General features: G+C 45.0%; 16 protein-coding genes. 12 read left to right on the plus strand and 4 right to left on the minus strand.

The window, feature by feature from the left end:
* Window positions 1-7: 7 nt before the first annotated feature.
* Window positions 8-820 carry a substrate-binding periplasmic protein gene (locus SNR28_RS01650; protein WP_375749284.1) on the minus strand — a complete coding sequence of 271 codons (813 nt, stop codon included), beginning with the start codon at window positions 818-820 and terminating at the stop codon, window positions 8-10.
* A 169-nt stretch (window positions 821-989) separates the two neighbouring features.
* Here SNR28_RS01650 and SNR28_RS01655 point away from each other — a divergent pair, with 169 nt between their 5' ends.
* On the plus strand, window positions 990-1,223 hold the full coding sequence (locus tag SNR28_RS01655; protein ID WP_375749285.1) for a hypothetical protein: 234 nt from the start codon (window positions 990-992) through the stop codon (window positions 1,221-1,223).
* 44 nt (window positions 1,224-1,267) lie between these two features.
* On the opposite strand, the gene SNR28_RS01660 is transcribed toward SNR28_RS01655, so the two are convergent.
* On the minus strand, window positions 1,268-2,320 hold the full coding sequence (locus tag SNR28_RS01660; RefSeq protein WP_375749286.1) for a permease: 1,053 nt from the start codon (window positions 2,318-2,320) through the stop codon (window positions 1,268-1,270).
* A gap of 206 nt (window positions 2,321-2,526) precedes the next feature.
* Between SNR28_RS01660 and SNR28_RS01665 the strand changes: the two genes are divergently transcribed.
* The gene (locus SNR28_RS01665) at window positions 2,527-2,820 is read left to right on the plus strand and encodes an ArsR/SmtB family transcription factor (RefSeq protein ID WP_375749937.1); all 294 of its coding nucleotides are present in this window, start codon (window positions 2,527-2,529) and stop codon (window positions 2,818-2,820) included.
* A gap of 65 nt (window positions 2,821-2,885) precedes the next feature.
* Here the strand turns inward: SNR28_RS01665 and SNR28_RS01670 are convergent, their stop codons facing one another.
* Window positions 2,886-3,812 (minus strand): electron transfer flavoprotein subunit alpha/FixB family protein, encoded by a 927-nt coding sequence (locus SNR28_RS01670; protein ID WP_375749287.1) that lies wholly within the window; start codon window positions 3,810-3,812, stop codon window positions 2,886-2,888.
* Window positions 3,809-4,561, minus strand: a complete 753-nt coding sequence (locus tag SNR28_RS01675; protein WP_375749288.1) for an electron transfer flavoprotein subunit beta/FixA family protein — start codon at window positions 4,559-4,561, stop codon at window positions 3,809-3,811. The genes SNR28_RS01670 and SNR28_RS01675 overlap by 4 nt, the downstream gene beginning before the upstream one ends.
* Before the next feature lie 135 nt (window positions 4,562-4,696).
* On the opposite strand from SNR28_RS01675, the gene SNR28_RS01680 reads away from it, so the two are divergent.
* From SNR28_RS01680 to SNR28_RS01725, 10 genes are all read left to right on the plus strand, one after another.
* A complete protein-coding gene (locus SNR28_RS01680) occupies window positions 4,697-6,334 on the plus strand; it encodes an electron transfer flavoprotein-ubiquinone oxidoreductase (protein ID WP_375749289.1) in 1,638 nt (545 codons plus the stop codon).
* 242 nt (window positions 6,335-6,576) lie between these two features.
* Window positions 6,577-7,377: an ABC transporter ATP-binding protein gene (locus tag SNR28_RS01685; RefSeq protein WP_375749290.1), complete on the plus strand. Its 801-nt coding sequence runs from the start codon at window positions 6,577-6,579 to the stop codon at window positions 7,375-7,377.
* Window positions 7,377-9,326: a long-chain fatty acid--CoA ligase gene (locus tag SNR28_RS01690; protein WP_375749291.1), complete on the plus strand. Its 1,950-nt coding sequence runs from the start codon at window positions 7,377-7,379 to the stop codon at window positions 9,324-9,326. Before SNR28_RS01685 ends, SNR28_RS01690 begins: the two co-directional genes overlap by 1 nt.
* On the plus strand, window positions 9,326-10,219 hold the full coding sequence (locus SNR28_RS01695) for a branched-chain amino acid ABC transporter permease (RefSeq protein WP_375749292.1): 894 nt from the start codon (window positions 9,326-9,328) through the stop codon (window positions 10,217-10,219). Before SNR28_RS01690 ends, SNR28_RS01695 begins: the two co-directional genes overlap by 1 nt.
* A 12-nt stretch (window positions 10,220-10,231) precedes the next feature.
* A complete protein-coding gene (locus tag SNR28_RS01700) occupies window positions 10,232-11,299 on the plus strand; it encodes a branched-chain amino acid ABC transporter permease (RefSeq protein WP_375749293.1) in 1,068 nt (355 codons plus the stop codon).
* 62 nt (window positions 11,300-11,361) lie between these two features.
* On the plus strand, window positions 11,362-12,606 hold the full coding sequence (locus tag SNR28_RS01705) for an ABC transporter substrate-binding protein (RefSeq protein WP_375749294.1): 1,245 nt from the start codon (window positions 11,362-11,364) through the stop codon (window positions 12,604-12,606).
* A gap of 49 nt (window positions 12,607-12,655) precedes the next feature.
* A complete protein-coding gene (locus tag SNR28_RS01710; RefSeq protein ID WP_375749295.1) occupies window positions 12,656-13,477 on the plus strand; it encodes an ABC transporter ATP-binding protein in 822 nt (273 codons plus the stop codon).
* 9 nt (window positions 13,478-13,486) lie between these two features.
* Complete coding sequence (locus SNR28_RS01715; protein WP_375749296.1) at window positions 13,487-14,698, plus strand: phenylacetate--CoA ligase family protein; 1,212 nt, start codon at window positions 13,487-13,489, stop codon at window positions 14,696-14,698.
* Window positions 14,699-14,805: 107 nt separating this feature from the next.
* Window positions 14,806-15,408: a methyltransferase domain-containing protein gene (locus SNR28_RS01720; protein ID WP_375749297.1), complete on the plus strand. Its 603-nt coding sequence runs from the start codon at window positions 14,806-14,808 to the stop codon at window positions 15,406-15,408.
* A 102-nt stretch (window positions 15,409-15,510) separates the two neighbouring features.
* Window positions 15,511-15,684 (plus strand): hypothetical protein, encoded by a 174-nt coding sequence (locus SNR28_RS01725; protein WP_375749298.1) that lies wholly within the window; start codon window positions 15,511-15,513, stop codon window positions 15,682-15,684.
* Window positions 15,685-15,954: the final 270 nt, after the last annotated feature.

The raw sequence follows: 15,954 nt of genomic DNA on the forward strand, positions 1-15,954 counted from the left end.
ACCCTTGTTATTCATACTTATATTTTTCAATGATCTTCTGGATCTCTCCATTTTCTTTCATCTGAGTAATTGCCTGATTAAATTTTTTGACAAAATCTTCCTTATACGGGCGCTTCCATTCATTTACCCCAGAATACGCCAGGTAACCTTGCTCATAGGATATAACCGGGCCAATCTCTATGTTATCTAGGGCTTTTTTATAAAACTCATCGTGCTTTATTTCGTTTATCTCTCTGTAAATGGCGAGCTCATCATTGATGTAACAATCTATTCGGTCAGTCATAACCATTAGAAGGTTCTGACCTGCGGTAGGCGATTCTGAAATTTTTACTTTTCCTTGATCTCGTAGGGCGAGAAACTCATCTCCTCCAAGTAAGTATCCGCTAGTCTGACCAAAAGTCAGGCCAAGATAGTCTTTTGGCCAGTTTGGCCGATTTTGCATTTCCACATCTTTCCGGCAGACTAATATGGTTTTTTCATCAAGGATAGGAACAGAGTAAGGGGAGATAAACAGGCGACGATCATCGTAATAATACGGAGGGAACAGAGCGAAAGCTTCACCAGTTTCCAGTAAATGTAAACCTCTTTTCCATGGAACAGGTTTAAGCTCAAGCTCATAATCATCCAGTTTACTGAAGGCTTGTTTGATAACATCAACATAGACACCCTGATATTTTCCGTTTTCCTCCCAGCAATAAGGTTTGTAGGTATCCTCTCCATGAATAATCACGGTTTGCTTCGCTAATGCCGGTGTAATAGATGCCGGAATAAGTGTTGACGCTAACATTGTTGCGTATAGAAATGCCCTACTGCGCGCCATAATTACCGATACCTTGTATAAATTTAAACATCATATCCTTATGTTTTGTTGGGGCTTACTACAGATAATAGTCGATCTATCAATAATTCACTTGTTTGTTCAGACTCTGTTCATATTTAGTTTTGCATACTAGGCCTATCGATAGTTTGATCTATTTATAGGGTGAGTAATGAAAGATATAAAAAGATTTGTATTGGCCTTTGCAACTGCAATGATTGCATTTTTTACTATGGTAGTCGGATTAGTCGTTGCGATTCCTTTATCTATTGCTGCCATATTTGCCGGAAATAGAATGTTGAAAAAGATGGAACGGGAAATGCCAAATTCCACTTCAGGCAATACGATAGAGGGTGAGTTTAGCTATATTGACAATGAAAATGCAGAAAACAATAGAGCTAAGTAACAGACTATTAAACGAGAGGGAGGGCTGAAGCCCTCCCAATGGTATTAACCCCAAAGGTAGTTGTAGATATAACCTGCACTGATGGCCATTCCAAGAATAACAGTTAGAAATGCCGCTATCATTTGATTTTTAAAGATAGATTTCAGCAGTATCACTTCAGTTAAACTTGCTCCGGCACTGCCGATAATTAACGCCATCACAGAACCAAGCGCCATCCCTTTTTGTACCAACGCAGCACTTAATGGAATAACAGCTTCGGCACGAATGTATAGTGGAATACCAATCACTGCGGCAATCGGAATAGCATACCAAACACCATTACCTGCATATTCAGCGATTAAATCCGTAGGAATAAATCCGTAGATAAATGAGCCTAAAGTGATGCCTAACATCAGGTAAGGGAACACTTGCTTAAAATCTTTCCATGTTGAAAGCCATATTTTCATCCAGCGGCCTGGTACTTTTGCCTGAACTGTTGCGACGGCAGCGCCCTCTGAAGAACAGCAAGATACTTCAATTTTAGGCTCAGGCTCTTTAGTGCAACATGAAGTTGCTTGAGCGAGTGTCGGCTCTGCTGGTGTGTTTGCTGAAGAACCACAAGAAGTACTACTACTCGTTCCACAACCTGTAGTTTGAGTTGCTTCGTAAGCTTCTGGTTTTACATAACGCTCAAAACCAAGCTTTTCAAGAACGTACCCCGCTACAACAGAGACTGTCATCGCAATCGAGAAGTAGAAGGCAGCGACTTTTATCCCAAACGTGATCACAAATAAACCGATGATAACTGGGTTAAGAAGCGGACTGGCAAAAAGGAACACCATCATTGGACCAAATCCTGCTCTCGCTCTGAGCAAACCCTTCAAGAAAGGAATAGTAGAACAGGAACAAAACGGAGTTATCGAACCCAGCAACGCTGCGATGATGTAGCCCTTTCCTTTGCGCGAGCTCAGCATTGACTGGATTTTTTCCGGAGTCACAAACTCTTGCAATACACCGACCAGATAGCTGATCGCTAAAAACAAAATGATTAACTCTGTAGCCAGAAACAGGAACATATCCCAGGTTTCTTTCGCCATTGATAGAAATTCAGGACTCATATTAACCTCTAGTTATATTTCGAAAGTACTGGAAATATAGAACTGTTAACTTTTAGGATCAAGAAATATTTCCATAAAAATCGAAATAAAAACTTAACTCATTGAAATTAATGTATTTGTTTTTGTTCCGATTAGTTGGGTTGATAATGGAGTATATTTCCAATATCATCGAACCGTTTTTACGAGCCTTACCTAGAGAGAGTTGGATGGATATCGAAAACGTCGCTAAAGCGTTGAAAGAACTTGGGCATACCACTCGATTATGTATTTTCAAGACCGTTGTGAAAGCGGGGTATCAAGGGATTGCGGTAGGTCGTATACAAGAGACGTTAGGTATTCCTAACTCGACGCTTTCTCATCATATATCTGGGCTTGTCTCGGCAAACCTTATTACTCAAAGAAGAGAGGGGCGAACACTATACTGTGTTGCTGAGTATCAATGCTTAGAGCAGGTAATAGGTTACTTACAAGATGAGTGTTGTGCTGATGAGCTAGAGTAAGCACTGACTATTAATATAATCAGTGCCTCGTTTTCTTACTATTTATTGGAAGTTGTAAACCTGGATTAAAGCTCTGCTGCTAACTGGGGCAGAACTTCGAACAGGTCACCAACTAAGCCATAGTCGGCGACTTCAAATATGGGTGATTCGGGATCCGTGTTAATCGCTACTATCACCTTAGATTCCTTCATTCCTGCCAGGTGTTGAATAGCACCAGAAATACCGACCGCGATATAGAGCTTTGGAGCGACGATTTTTCCTGTCTGTCCAACCTGGAGATCGTTCGAGACAAACCCTGCGTCAACGGCGGCGCGAGAAGCACCAATAGCGGCACCTAGTTTGTCAGCCACTTGCTCGATCAACTCGAAGTTCTCTTTGCTTCCAACTCCTCGTCCACCCGACACAATGACCTCTGCTGCTGTTAACTCAGGTCGTTCTGATTCTGTCTTGTCGATACTAACAAGCTTAACCTGAGATGGTTTTGATGCGACCTGACGATGCTCTATTTCAACCTCATTTGAATACTCAACCGCATCAAACGCAGATGCTCGCACGGTCACTACGCGTAAACTATCGCTGGTAGTGACTTTGGCGAATGCGTTTCCAGCATAGATAGGCCGAATAAACGTAGTTTCATCGACAACGTTCACAATGTCAGATATTTGCCCAACACCACAGCTTGCAGCAATTCGAGGTGCAAGATCTTTACCTTTTGAAGAAGAACTTGCCCAAACCCCTTGATAGTCATTGGCTAACTCTACAATTACCGGAGCAATATCTTCAGAAAACTGATGGCTAAAGCTTTCGCTTTCGATACAGAGTACCTGCTTAACTCCGTCCACTCGACTTGCTTGCTCTGCAACCTTGGTACAGTTATTCCCGATTACAAGCAAAGTATTGTCCTGGCTAACAGAGACTGCCGCGTTGACGACCTTTAGCGTGTCAGCATGAAGCTGATTGTTATCATGGTCAGCAATAATTAGATTTCTCATGCAATCACCTTTGCTTCGTTACGCAGCTTATCGACAAGTTCAGAGACAGATTCCACCTTAATACCGCTCTTTCGTGGAGCTGGAGGAGTAACTTCTGTAATGGTTTGGCTGAAAACGACATCCACACCCAGACATTCCGGTGTCATTGTTGTTAGTGGTTTGCGTTTTGCTTTCATGATATTTGGCAGTGACGCAAAACGAGGCTCATTCAGGCGAAGATCGGTACTTACAACAGCCGGTAACGCCATTTCTACGGACATCAAACCCCCATCCACTTCTCTGACGACTTTGAGTTGGCTCTCCTCGATAACCACTTCAGATGCAAACGTAGCTTGGGGCCAGTTCATTAATGCAGCCAGCATCTGAGCCACTTGGTTGTTGTCTGTATCGATTGATTGCTTGCCTGTGATAACAAGTTGAACTTGTTCCTGCTCAACAACGGCCTTGAGCAACTTAGAGACGACAAGAGGCTCAAGTTTATCTTCAGTCTCTATATGAATTGCTTTATCTGCTCCGAGAGCCAGCGCAGTGCGCAGTTGTTCCTGAGATTGTTTACCTCCGGCAGTAACCACAATGACTTCTTCGGCTATCCCTTTCTCTTTTAGCCTTATGGCTTCTTCGACGGCTATTTCGCAAAACGGGTTAATAGTCATCTTTACGTTATTTGTTTCAACATCGCTATTGTCCGGTTTAACTCGAACTTTAATGTAAGGGTCAATAACCCTCTTAATAGGCACTAATATTTTCACGTTAGATTCCTTGTTACATGAAGACGTTGTGACGGTTACGATAAAATGATGTTAATTTACCTTTACGTTTGCGTCAACTTTTAATATATTTATTTTAACAAGTTGGCAACATGCAAATAAAAAGGAAAATCAACCATGGAAAGAGAATACATGGAGTTTGATGTGCTGATAGTTGGAGCCGGTCCGGCAGGATTGTCTTCTGCTTGCCGCTTAAAGCAACTCGCGATAGTTAACGGACACGACATATCCGTTTGTGTTGTGGAAAAAGGATCAGAAGTTGGGGCCCATATTTTATCCGGAGCGGTATTTGAACCCAGAAGTCTGGATGAGCTGTTCCCTGACTGGAAAGAAAAACAGGCACCACTTACTACGGCGGTGACAGTTGATGAAACCTATTATTTTGGTAGCGAAAGCAACGCGATAAAACTACCAGAATGGGCGGTGCCTAATTCCCTCGATAACCATGGTAACTACATAATTAGTTTGGGTAATTTGTGTCGTTGGTTGGCTGAACAGGCGGAGTCTCTAGGTGTGGAAGTTTATCCTGGGTTTAGCGCCAGTGAGGCGATCATTGATCAGAATAACCGAGTTTGCGGCGTTGTGACCGGAGACATGGGCGTCGATAAAACAGGAAACCAGAAAGCGAATTTTGAACCCGGTATCGAGCTTCGAGCCAAGTTTACCTTGTTTGCAGAAGGGGCCCGAGGGCACATAGGCAAGCAACTCGTATCTGATTTTGAACTGGATAGTAACCAAACCCAACAACACTATGCTATTGGATTCAAAGAGTTATGGGAGGTACCTGAAGATAATCATCAGGAAGGCCTGGTTATGCACGGTCTGGGTTGGCCGCTTGCCAGCGAGGCGACCGGGGGAAGCTATTTATACCATCTCGAAGGGAATCAGGTCGCTGTAGGAATCATTGTCGACCTGAGTTATACCAATCCTCACCTTAGTCCATTTGACGAGTTTCAGCGCTTTAAGCACCACCCAATCATTGAAAAGTATCTCGCTAATGGTAAGCGTATTAGCTACGGTGCTCGCGCGATAACCAAAGGCGGACTTCACTCCTTACCAACACAACAGTTTAGCGGTGGGTTACTGATTGGCTGTGATGCCGGAACCTTGAATGGAGCGAAAATCAAAGGGACGCATACTGCAATGAAGTCGGGTATGTTAGCGGCAGAGGCGGTGTTTGAAGCGCTGGAAAATCAGCAAGATATTGCAGATTATGAACGCCACTTCAAAGCGTCATGGCTATATGATGAGCTGTATAAGGCAAGAAACTTTACCAGTAGCATTCATCGTTATGGAACCTGGCTTGGCGGTAGTTTGACCCTGCTCGAACAGAACCTGCTAAAAGGAAAAGCTTCTTGGAATATTCGAAGTGAGCGACCAGATCATCTGGTATTAAAGCCAGCAAATAGTAGTAAAGCCATTCAATATCCGAAACCTGACGGTACGCTGAGCTTCGACCGGTTATCTTCTGTCTACCTATCAAATACTTTCCACGAGGAAGACCAGCCTTGTCATCTTCATTTAGATAGTCAGCAGATTCCAATTGAACAGAACCTGGAGATCTACGATGAGCCCGCCCAGCGATACTGCCCTGCAGGAGTGTACGAAATAGTGCTGAATGAGCAGCAACCCAGACTCCAGATAAACGCTGCGAACTGTATTCACTGTAAAACCTGCGATATTAAAGACCCCAGTCAAAATATCACGTGGACCCCTCCTGAAGGCGGTGGTGGTCCTAACTACTCAAATATGTAAATCAACCCTAAATAATTAACATTTTATTTACCTAAAGTATGCGTTAGTTCAAATCTTTCTTGATGAACTTGTTTGCAACTTGAGCAGAGAGTTACTATCCTGAAATGGAATTGACGTTTACGTAAACTGAACTATAAATTGATGCAAGGGTGTGAAAGTGGTTACCAGTATCAAAATAAAGTTTGATTTCAATTAGTGCCCAACGGAACGCACTAAAAAATACAACGAAAGGGAGATCAAAAATGGTATCGGAAACACCTCTGTTGCAGGTAAACGATATTTCTCTGGCTTTTGGTGGAGTTAAGGCTTTAACCGACGTGAGCTTTCACGTGAACGAAAAAGAGATCTTTTCAATTATCGGACCCAATGGTGCTGGCAAAACCTCGATGCTTAACTGTATTTCCGGGCGATACACTCCCAATAAGGGATCAGTCGTATTCAACGGTGATGACGTAACTAAGCGAACACCCAGCCAACGCGCAGAGTTAGGTTTAGGAAGAACCTTTCAGAACTTAGCGCTTTTTTCTCATATGTCTGTGCTCGACAACATTATGGTTGGTCGACACCACTTGCTGAAAAACAACTTCGTTACTGGCCCTCTGTACTGGTTTTCGAACACTCAGAAAGAAGAGATGGCCCATCGCAAGTATGTGGAAGATGTTATCGACTTTTTGGAGATTCAACATATACGCAAAGCCACTGCGGGCACACTTTCTTATGGTCTGCGTAAACGTGTAGAGCTGGCGCGTGCCATTGCACTAAGACCAAAGCTGCTGCTGCTTGATGAACCTATGGCAGGTATGAACCTTGAAGAAAAAGAGGACATGGCCCGCTACATCATGGATCTGAACGAAGAGCTGGACATCACCATCATTATGATTGAGCACGATATGGGTGTCGTGATGGACATTTCTAATCGAGTACTTGTACTTGATTTTGGTAAACATGTGGCGACGGGTGTACCGGAAGAGGTTATGGAAAATCCACATGTGAAGAGAGCTTATCTGGGTGAAGAACTACCAAGCTTAGAGGAGAGTGCATAATGGCACAGCAAAAAGATTGGGCAGATACTGAGAGCCTGGATACGTTTCCTAAAGTGCTTCAACACAATGCTAAACATTGGCCTAAACAGATTTCAATGCGTGAGAAAGAGTTTGGTATTTGGCGAGAGTTTAGCTGGGAAGAATACAACAACAAAGTGAAGTGGCTGGCACTGGCGCTGAATGATTTGGGCGTTGGAGAGAAAGATGTCGTTGGTTTATTGGGTGACAACCGCCCGGAATGGGTTTGGGGCGAAATAGCGGCCCACGCCATTAAGGGGTATTCGCTTGGAATTTATCAGGACTCCATGCATGAAGAGGTGGCTTACTTAATCAATTATGCGGAAGTGAAAGTTGTTATCGCAGAGGACGAAGAGCAGTGCGACAAGTTGCTTGAGCTTGGCGATGAAATTCCAAGTGTTGAGTTTATCGTCTATTGCGACCCGCGTGGTATGCGCAAGTATGATGACCCGCGCCTTATCGATGTCGAGACTATTTATAAACGCGGTCAGGAGATAGAAAAGGCAGAGCCAAACAAGTATCCGGATATGGTTGAAGCAACAAATGGTGCGGACCTTTCTATCTTGTGTACCACATCAGGTACAACCTCTAAGCCGAAGCTGGCTCAGCTACACAGTGGTACCTTTTTAGACCACTGCGCAGCTTATCTTCGTGCAGACCCCCGAGCGCCGGGTGACAACTATGTTTCAGTACTGCCATTACCATGGATTATGGAGCAGGTCTACGTTGTAGGTCAGGCGCTGATTTCGCGCCAAATAGTGAATTTTGTGGAAGAGCAAGAGACCATGATGTCCGATTTGCGGGAGATTGGTCCTAACTTTGTTCTGCTTGCTCCGCGAGTCTGGGAAAACATCGTTGCTGACGTTTCAGCGCGAATGATGGACTCAACACCGTTTAAACAGAAGATGTACAAGCTCGGAATGAAACTGGCCAATAAGGCGCTGGATCAGGGGAAACGTTCTGTAATCGCTGAGTGGATACTATTACGCGCGCTTCGAGACCGTTTGGGCTTTTCGAACCTAACCTCTGCAGCAACAGGTGGAGCAGCTATGGGGCCGGAGACTTTCCGTTACCTACAGGCCATTGGTGTTCCGCTGAAACAGTTGTACGGCCAAACTGAAATGTGTGGTGCGTACACGGTGCATCAGGCTGGTGATGTCGATTATGACTCGGTAGGTGTGGCATTTGATAACGCTGAAATGAAGGTGATTAATCCGGACCATAATGGTGTCGGTGAGATCATTGCTAAGACCAGTGGCATGTTCACAGGCTATCTCAACAATCAGACAGCATACGACGAAGATGTTCGTGATGGCTGGATGCATACCGGGGACGCTGGCTACTTTAAGGATTCGGGACACTTGGTAGTTATCGACCGTCTTAAGGACATGTCTGAAACCAGTCACGGTGATCGATATTCACCGCAGTTTATTGAAAACAAGCTTAAGTTCTCTCCACTTATCGCAGAAGCCGTGGTGGTTGGTAAAGACAGACCATGGCTTTCGGTCATCATCTGTATCCGCTACGCCATTGTTTCTAAGTGGGCGGAGCAAAAAGGTTTGGCTTTCACTAACTATACCAATCTGTCTGCACAGCCAGAGGTGTATCAGGCGGTGAGAGAGGAAGTACTTAAAGTGAACGAAACCCTGCCGGAAGCACAAAAGATCAGTAAGTTCATTTTGCTCTATAAAGAGCTGGATGCGGACGACGGTGAGTTAACGCGTACACGTAAAGTTAGACGTGGTGTTGTAGCAGAAAAGTATGGAGACATTATTGAAACCATCTATAGCGATCAGCCGAAAGTAGATGTAGACACTGTGATCACTTATCAGGATGGCACCAAGACGCGAATTAAGACGTCGCTGGTGGTGGAAACGCTCATTGAGCATGAACTTGAAGAAGTGAATGGCGAACAACGGAGGATCGCATAGTGAATACGGACTTATTACTACAATTACTCATCAACGGGGTTATCGTTGGCATGCTGTACGGTGTGGTCGCGATGTGCTTCGTACTGATTTACAAATCAACTCAGGTGGTTAACTTTGCACAGGGTGAGTTCCTGCTTATCGGTGCGTGGGTATGTTGGGCGACTCTGGTTTATCTGGAACTTCCTTTTGTTATCGGGTTCTTGTTGACTCTGGCGTTTATGATGATTTTTGGTATTGCCGTACAAACCATCGTATTGCGGCCTCTTATCGGCGAACCAATTATCTCGGTCATCATGGTAACCATCGGACTTTCGATGTTCTTCCAGGCAATGATGAAATGGATGTTCGGAGTGTCAGCGGTTTCTTATCCACGTGTGTTTGAAACCAATGTCGTCAACATTGGCGGATTGAACGTTGAGTTCGCTTACATACTTAGTTTGATCTTCTCGGTCGTCATCATGGGTGCGTTCTACTGGTTCTTTAAGTTCAGCAAAATGGGACTGGCGATGCGTGCCACGGCATTTAACCAGCAGGTCGCCCAGAGTCTCGGCATTTCTATCAAGAAAGTATTCGCTATTAGCTGGGCCATCTCGGCTATGGTTTCAGCCACTGCGGGCATCGTTATCGGTATGGTAAATGGTGTATCTGATGCACTTTCGATCATCGGTATTAAGGTGTTTCCGGCGGTTATCTTAGGTGGACTGGATTCTGTTGTTGGAGCCATTGTGGGTGGCATAACCATTGGTGTACTAGAAAACCTGGCCGAGTTTTTTGATAGCCAGTATCTACAGGTTGGCAACCTTTACAACATCGCACCGTTTTACGTGCTGCTGATTATCCTGGCCTTCAAACCTTATGGCCTGTTCGGTACCAAAGACATTGAGCGTATATAGGGAGATATACCAATGAGTCAACTTAGCATACGCCCTTGTGGTGATTTTCGTACCACTTATAAGAGTGATACGCCAATCTTCGAAACCAAGACCATCCGAATGCTGGCAATAGGCAGTGTGATAGCCACGTTAGCGGCTCCGCTGGTTCTGGATATCTATTTTCTGAACCTGTTTATTCAGATTTCGTATCTGGGTATCGCGGCGTTGGGCCTGAATATTCTGGTTGGATTTACCGGGCAGATTTCTCTGGGTCATGGTGCGTTCTTTGGTTTTGGTGCTTTTGCATCGGCCTGGATTAACAACCAGTTTAATATTCCTGTGGTTTTCGCCATCCCTCTGGCGGGTTATCTGACCATGATTGTCGGGATGATTTTTGGTCTGCCTGCCGCGCGAATCAAAGGTTTGTATCTGGCTATTGCGACACTGGCAGCACAGTTCATTCTGGAAGATTTCTTTGCTCGTGCGGAGTGGTTTAGTGGCGGTTCTTATGGTGCAAGCGCGAACCCTATCAACCTGTTCGGGTTTGAGTTTTCTACCGATGAAAGCTTTTTCTACGTCGCCTTCTTTGCCTTGATATTTATGTATCTATGGGCGTCGAACTTGATTCGTTCCCGAGATGGCAGGGCATTTGTATCCGTTAGGGATCACTACCTTTCAGCTGAAATTATGGGCATCAACCTAACCAAGTATCGCCTGCTCTCATTTGGCGTATGTGCCTTCTATGCTGGTATTGGTGGTGCTTTATATGGCCACTATCTGGGGTTTGTTTCTGCGGAAGGCTTCACCATTATGATGTCGATTCAATTCCTGGCGATGATCATTATCGGTGGCCTTGGCTCGGTGAAAGGCACCTTAATGGGAACGGTGTTTCTCGTACTGCTTCCCGAAGTTTTAGAGTTTGGCGTTGCAGGACTGTCGGTATTCAGTGATACCACAGCATTCAGCGACGGCTTAGCGTACCTCAAAGAGATGGCAGTTGGATTGGTCATTATGTTGTTCCTTATTTTCGAACCTCAGGGGCTGGCGCACCGCTGGCAACAGATTCGGGCGTATTGGAAGCACTATCCATTCTCTTATTAACAGGACTATCCGGGGGCTTCCGTACCCGGAGACATATACCTCAATAACAAGGACAACGAGTTATGAATAAAGGACATTTAGCGTCAACGTTAATGATCGCTTCAGCACTGTTTACTACAACATCACAGGCAAAAGATTCAGTGTTCGTGGGGCACCTGGTGGACTTCTCTGGTCCAACGGCATACGTCAGTAAGCCATACGGTTCTGGCGTGCGTGATGCGCTGAAATGGATAAACGAGAATGGCGGTATCAGTGGTACTGAGCTTGAGTTTGAAACCGTTGATATGGCGTATAAGGTGCCGGTTGCAATATCAAACTATAAGCGTTGGGTTGCCCGTAAGGATATGGTGGCAATGCAAGGATGGGGTACAGCGGATACTGAAGCACTAATCTCGTTTGTGACCAAGGATAAAGTACCGGTATTTTCGGCATCCTATTCCGGTCACCTGACCGATCCTACGGGCAAAAACCCAAAGACTGCGAAACCAGCACCTTATAACTTTTTCTATGGCGCATCGTACTCTGATGCTTGTCGAGCGCTTGTGAAGTGGGCGAAAGCCGACTGGGAATCGAAGGGTAATCAGGGAACACCGAAGTTTACTCATATTGGTGACAACCACCCGTTCCCGAATGCGCCTAAGCAAGCTTGTGCTGAGTACGCGAAAGAGCTGGGCTTTGACGTACAGAATCCGGTTGTCGTTTCACTCAAGCCGGGTGACTTTAAAGCGCAGTGTCTTTCTCTTAAAGAGTCGGGCACTAACTATGGTTACATAGCAAACCTAGGCGGCTCGGTTATTTCTCTGGTGAAATCCTGTAATACAGTTGGTACCGAATTCCAGTATATGGCGAATATCTGGGGTGGTGACAAACCTGTGATTGAAGCCGCAGGTGATGGTTTGAAAGACTACGTCTTCCCTGTCATGACAGCATTCTGGGGTGACAACAGCAAGGGGATGGAGCTAGTACGTGAGATCTCATCGAAGTCAGCTTCAAAGCCTGATCAGTTCAGAACACACCACTATATTCGCGGTGTTTGCTCAGCTTTCTACATGAAAGAGGCAATGGAGTGGGCGAAAGCGAACGGTGGTATTACTGGTGAAAACATTAAGAAAGGTATGTACGCAAGAGACAACTGGGTACCAAAAGGCCTTGAAGGCGTATGTATTCCAGCGAACTGGCAGCCGGATGATCACCGCGGTACGACAACAGTTAACGTCTTTATGGGGAACAACCTTGGCGGTTCTGTAGACATCAAAAAAGTATCGGAAGTTACGCTATCTCGCAGAGATGACTGGCTAGGTTACTAATAATAAGGATAGGTGAGGGGAAACCCTCACCTGAGCAAGGAGCTGCAAGATGAGTGAGTTGGTAAGGAACATTGAACCTGCGGAAATATTACTCTCTGTAAACAATATCGAAGTTGTGTACGACGAAGTCATTCTGGTGCTTCGCGGTGTCAGCCTGGAAGTTCCAAAAGGGCAGATAGTGACACTATTAGGAGCGAACGGTGCGGGTAAGTCGACAACATTGAAGGCGATCTCCGGGCTGCTGAAAACCGAAGATGGCGAAGTAACCCGTGGTGAAATCACCTTTATGGGTGAACGCATCGATAATAAGAGCCCGGAAGAAATTGTGCGGTCAGGCATTTTCCAGGTGATGGAAGGGCGTAGAATCGTCGAAGACATGACAGTAATTGAAAACCTTCGTTTGGGGGCATTTACCCGCAGTGATAACGAAGTAGAAAAAGATATAGAAATGGTCTTTGAGTACTTTCCAAGACTAAAAGAACGCACAGGCCTGGCAGGCTATTTGTCAGGTGGTGAACAGCAAATGCTGGCAATCGGACGCGCTTTGATGGCAAGGCCGAAGATGATACTGCTTGATGAACCGTCGATGGGGCTATCTCCACTATTGGTAAAAGAAGTGTTCGGCATTATTGAAAAGATTAACAAGGAGCAGGGCATCACCATGCTGCTTGTCGAACAGAACGCTAATTTCGCACTGCAAGCTGCGGATTACGGTTACATCATGGAGTCCGGGAAAATAGTGCTCGATGGCAGTAAGCATGCTCTTTTAAACAACGAAGACGTTAAAGAATTCTATCTTGGTGGCGGCGATGGAGAGCGTAAAAGCTTCAAGAACCTCAAGTCATATAAGCGCCGCAAGCGTTGGTTGTAAGGAGTGGAGATGAGCGAATTATTTGATGACAAAGAGTCTATGCCAGCGAAGGAAAGAGAAGGTGCTCTGTTCGCCCGACTGGTGAAAACGATTGAAGTCGCAAAAAGCCAGAGTGATCACTATGCAAAGTTGTTTGCGGGGATCAAACCTGCCATCGCTAGCTGTCGGGAAAATCTTGTCCAGTTCCCGATTACTCGAAAGTTTAACGTTCCCGAAAAACAACAGGCATCGCCACCATTTGGAGGCTTAAATAGCGTTGGTATCGGGCAGATGGCAAGGGTTTTTCAGTCTCCCGGACCACTCTACGAAGCACAAACGACGGATAACGATTTTTGGCGTATGGGCCAAGCATTTCATGCTGCAGGATTTAGAAGAGGCGACTTAGTGCATAACACGCTCTCTTATCATCTCTCGCCCGGTGGTTTCATTATGGATGGTGGTGCCAGAGCCTGTGGATGTGCGGTTTTCCCTGCAGGAGTAGGCAATACAGAAGTTCAGTTAGAGGTCATTCACCACCTAAAACCAATTGGTTATGCGGGCACACCTGATTACTTGCTGACACTGCTAGAACAATATGAGGAACGCTACGGACAGCCTAGCTCCATTGAAAAAGCGATGGTGTCCGGTGGTGCTGTTACCAAACAACTGCAACAAGCCTTCGATCAAAAGGGCGTTCGTGTATCTCAGGCTTATGCCAGTGCCGAGTTAGGGCTGATTGCTTATCAGGCAGAGAACGACAGTGGGTTGGTTGTTGCTGAAGATATCATCGTAGAAGTGGTTGACCCGGACGGAAATCCTGTAGCCGAAGGACAAGTAGGCGAAGTGGTCGTGACCATGTTAGATGATAAGTTCCCTCTTATCCGCTACGCCACAGGTGATTTGTCGGCCTTTATCCCGGTGAATAAATCTTCTCAAAGAACCAACATGCGCCTGAAAGGTTGGCTAGGGCGAGCGGATATGGCCGTGAAAGTCAAAGGCGTCTTTGTTTACCCTCATCAGATTCAGGAAGTATGTCATCGTCATGATGTTAAAGGTTCTTTGAAAATCGAAAGAGAGGGTCATAGTGACAAGATTACCTTCTGTTGTCAGGAAGGTAGTGCTTCGATGATCGATATTCAAGAGACACTAAAGTCGGTGACCAAACTTAAAGGCGATGTTCAGTTTGTGCCCGATATGTTCCAAAGCGAGCAACCTTTGATTGATGATCTACGAGAGCATTAAACATCCTCAGGAATGAATGAGGCTAGGTAAAGGGATACAGTGCGGTAGCACGTATCCCTTTATTTATTGTTAAAAAAGCAAAGTTAACAAACGGGTATGGATAGCGTATGAAAAGCAAGGAACAGCCAAATATAGATGTTCAGTTTTGGGACCAACTGTTTGTGAAAGGAACCATGCCTTGGGATCGCCGTGGCTCTCCAAAGCAACTGGAACAGTTCTTAGAAACACAAAGTACGTCAGAAAGAACAGTATTTATTCCTGGCTGTGGCGCTGCTTACGAAGTTCTTAGCTTTGTTAAGCATGAGCATTCAGTAGTAGCGATGGATTACAGTGAAGAAGCCGCGTGTCTGGCAAAAGAAACGCTGGGTCGTTATGGTCACCTGGTTCATCACGGGGATGTGTTCAAAACAAAATTCTCAGAGCCATTTGACTGGATTTACGAGCGAGCTTTCCTGGCTGCACTGCCAAGGGACAAATGGGATGACTATTTTTCCATGGTAGAGCGATTGATTGTCAGTGGGGGATTACTTGTTGGTTACTTTGTTGTAAGTGACGATTACCGCTCACGCTTCCCGCCTTTCTGTCTGCGTACAGACGAGTTAAAACAGAGGCTAATGCCTGGTTTTACCCTTATCGAGTCTAACCCTGTTGAAGATAGTGTTGAGGTGTTTGCCGGAAAAGAATACTGGATGGTGTGGCAGAAAAATTGATGGGCAACCCGAAAGGCAATATCTGCTTACAAAGTTAACTTTGTAAGCTCAAAGAAAGGAGACTATGACTATATAGGAAGGGAGATGAAAAGGAGAGGTTGAATGATTACGCTAATCCTCGCAATTGTTATATTTCTATGTTGCATAGCGATGCTATCAATTGGTGTCATGTTTTCTCGCAAACCCATCCAGGGTGGCTGTTGTGGTGAGTCTAAGCTATCAATCATCATCGGTGGAAAGCGAAAACCACTAAACAAGATGAGAGAGAGCAAGTAAGGTCGTAAGCTCAGAGCTAGATGTATTATCCCAAAAGCAAGCAACACTCTTAAGGCTGAGTTGCTCCTATTGTGACATTGATGAATGCAACTCAGCTTCAACCTAAGCCATTAGAATAAGCACACTAAAATAACTTTATTCTATAAATACTGAGAGTTATTAGAATAAAGAATCGAGTCTCAAGTTTGCGATTGATTTATTGTTAATAAGATTAGTTAGAATTCTAAGATGGAATCTACAATAATCTAGGTATAGATGAGGTGTGTAATT

The sequence above is a fragment of the Vibrio iocasae genome, from assembly GCF_042245395.1.
Taxonomy (GTDB): Bacteria; Pseudomonadota; Gammaproteobacteria; order Enterobacterales; family Vibrionaceae; genus Vibrio; species Vibrio iocasae.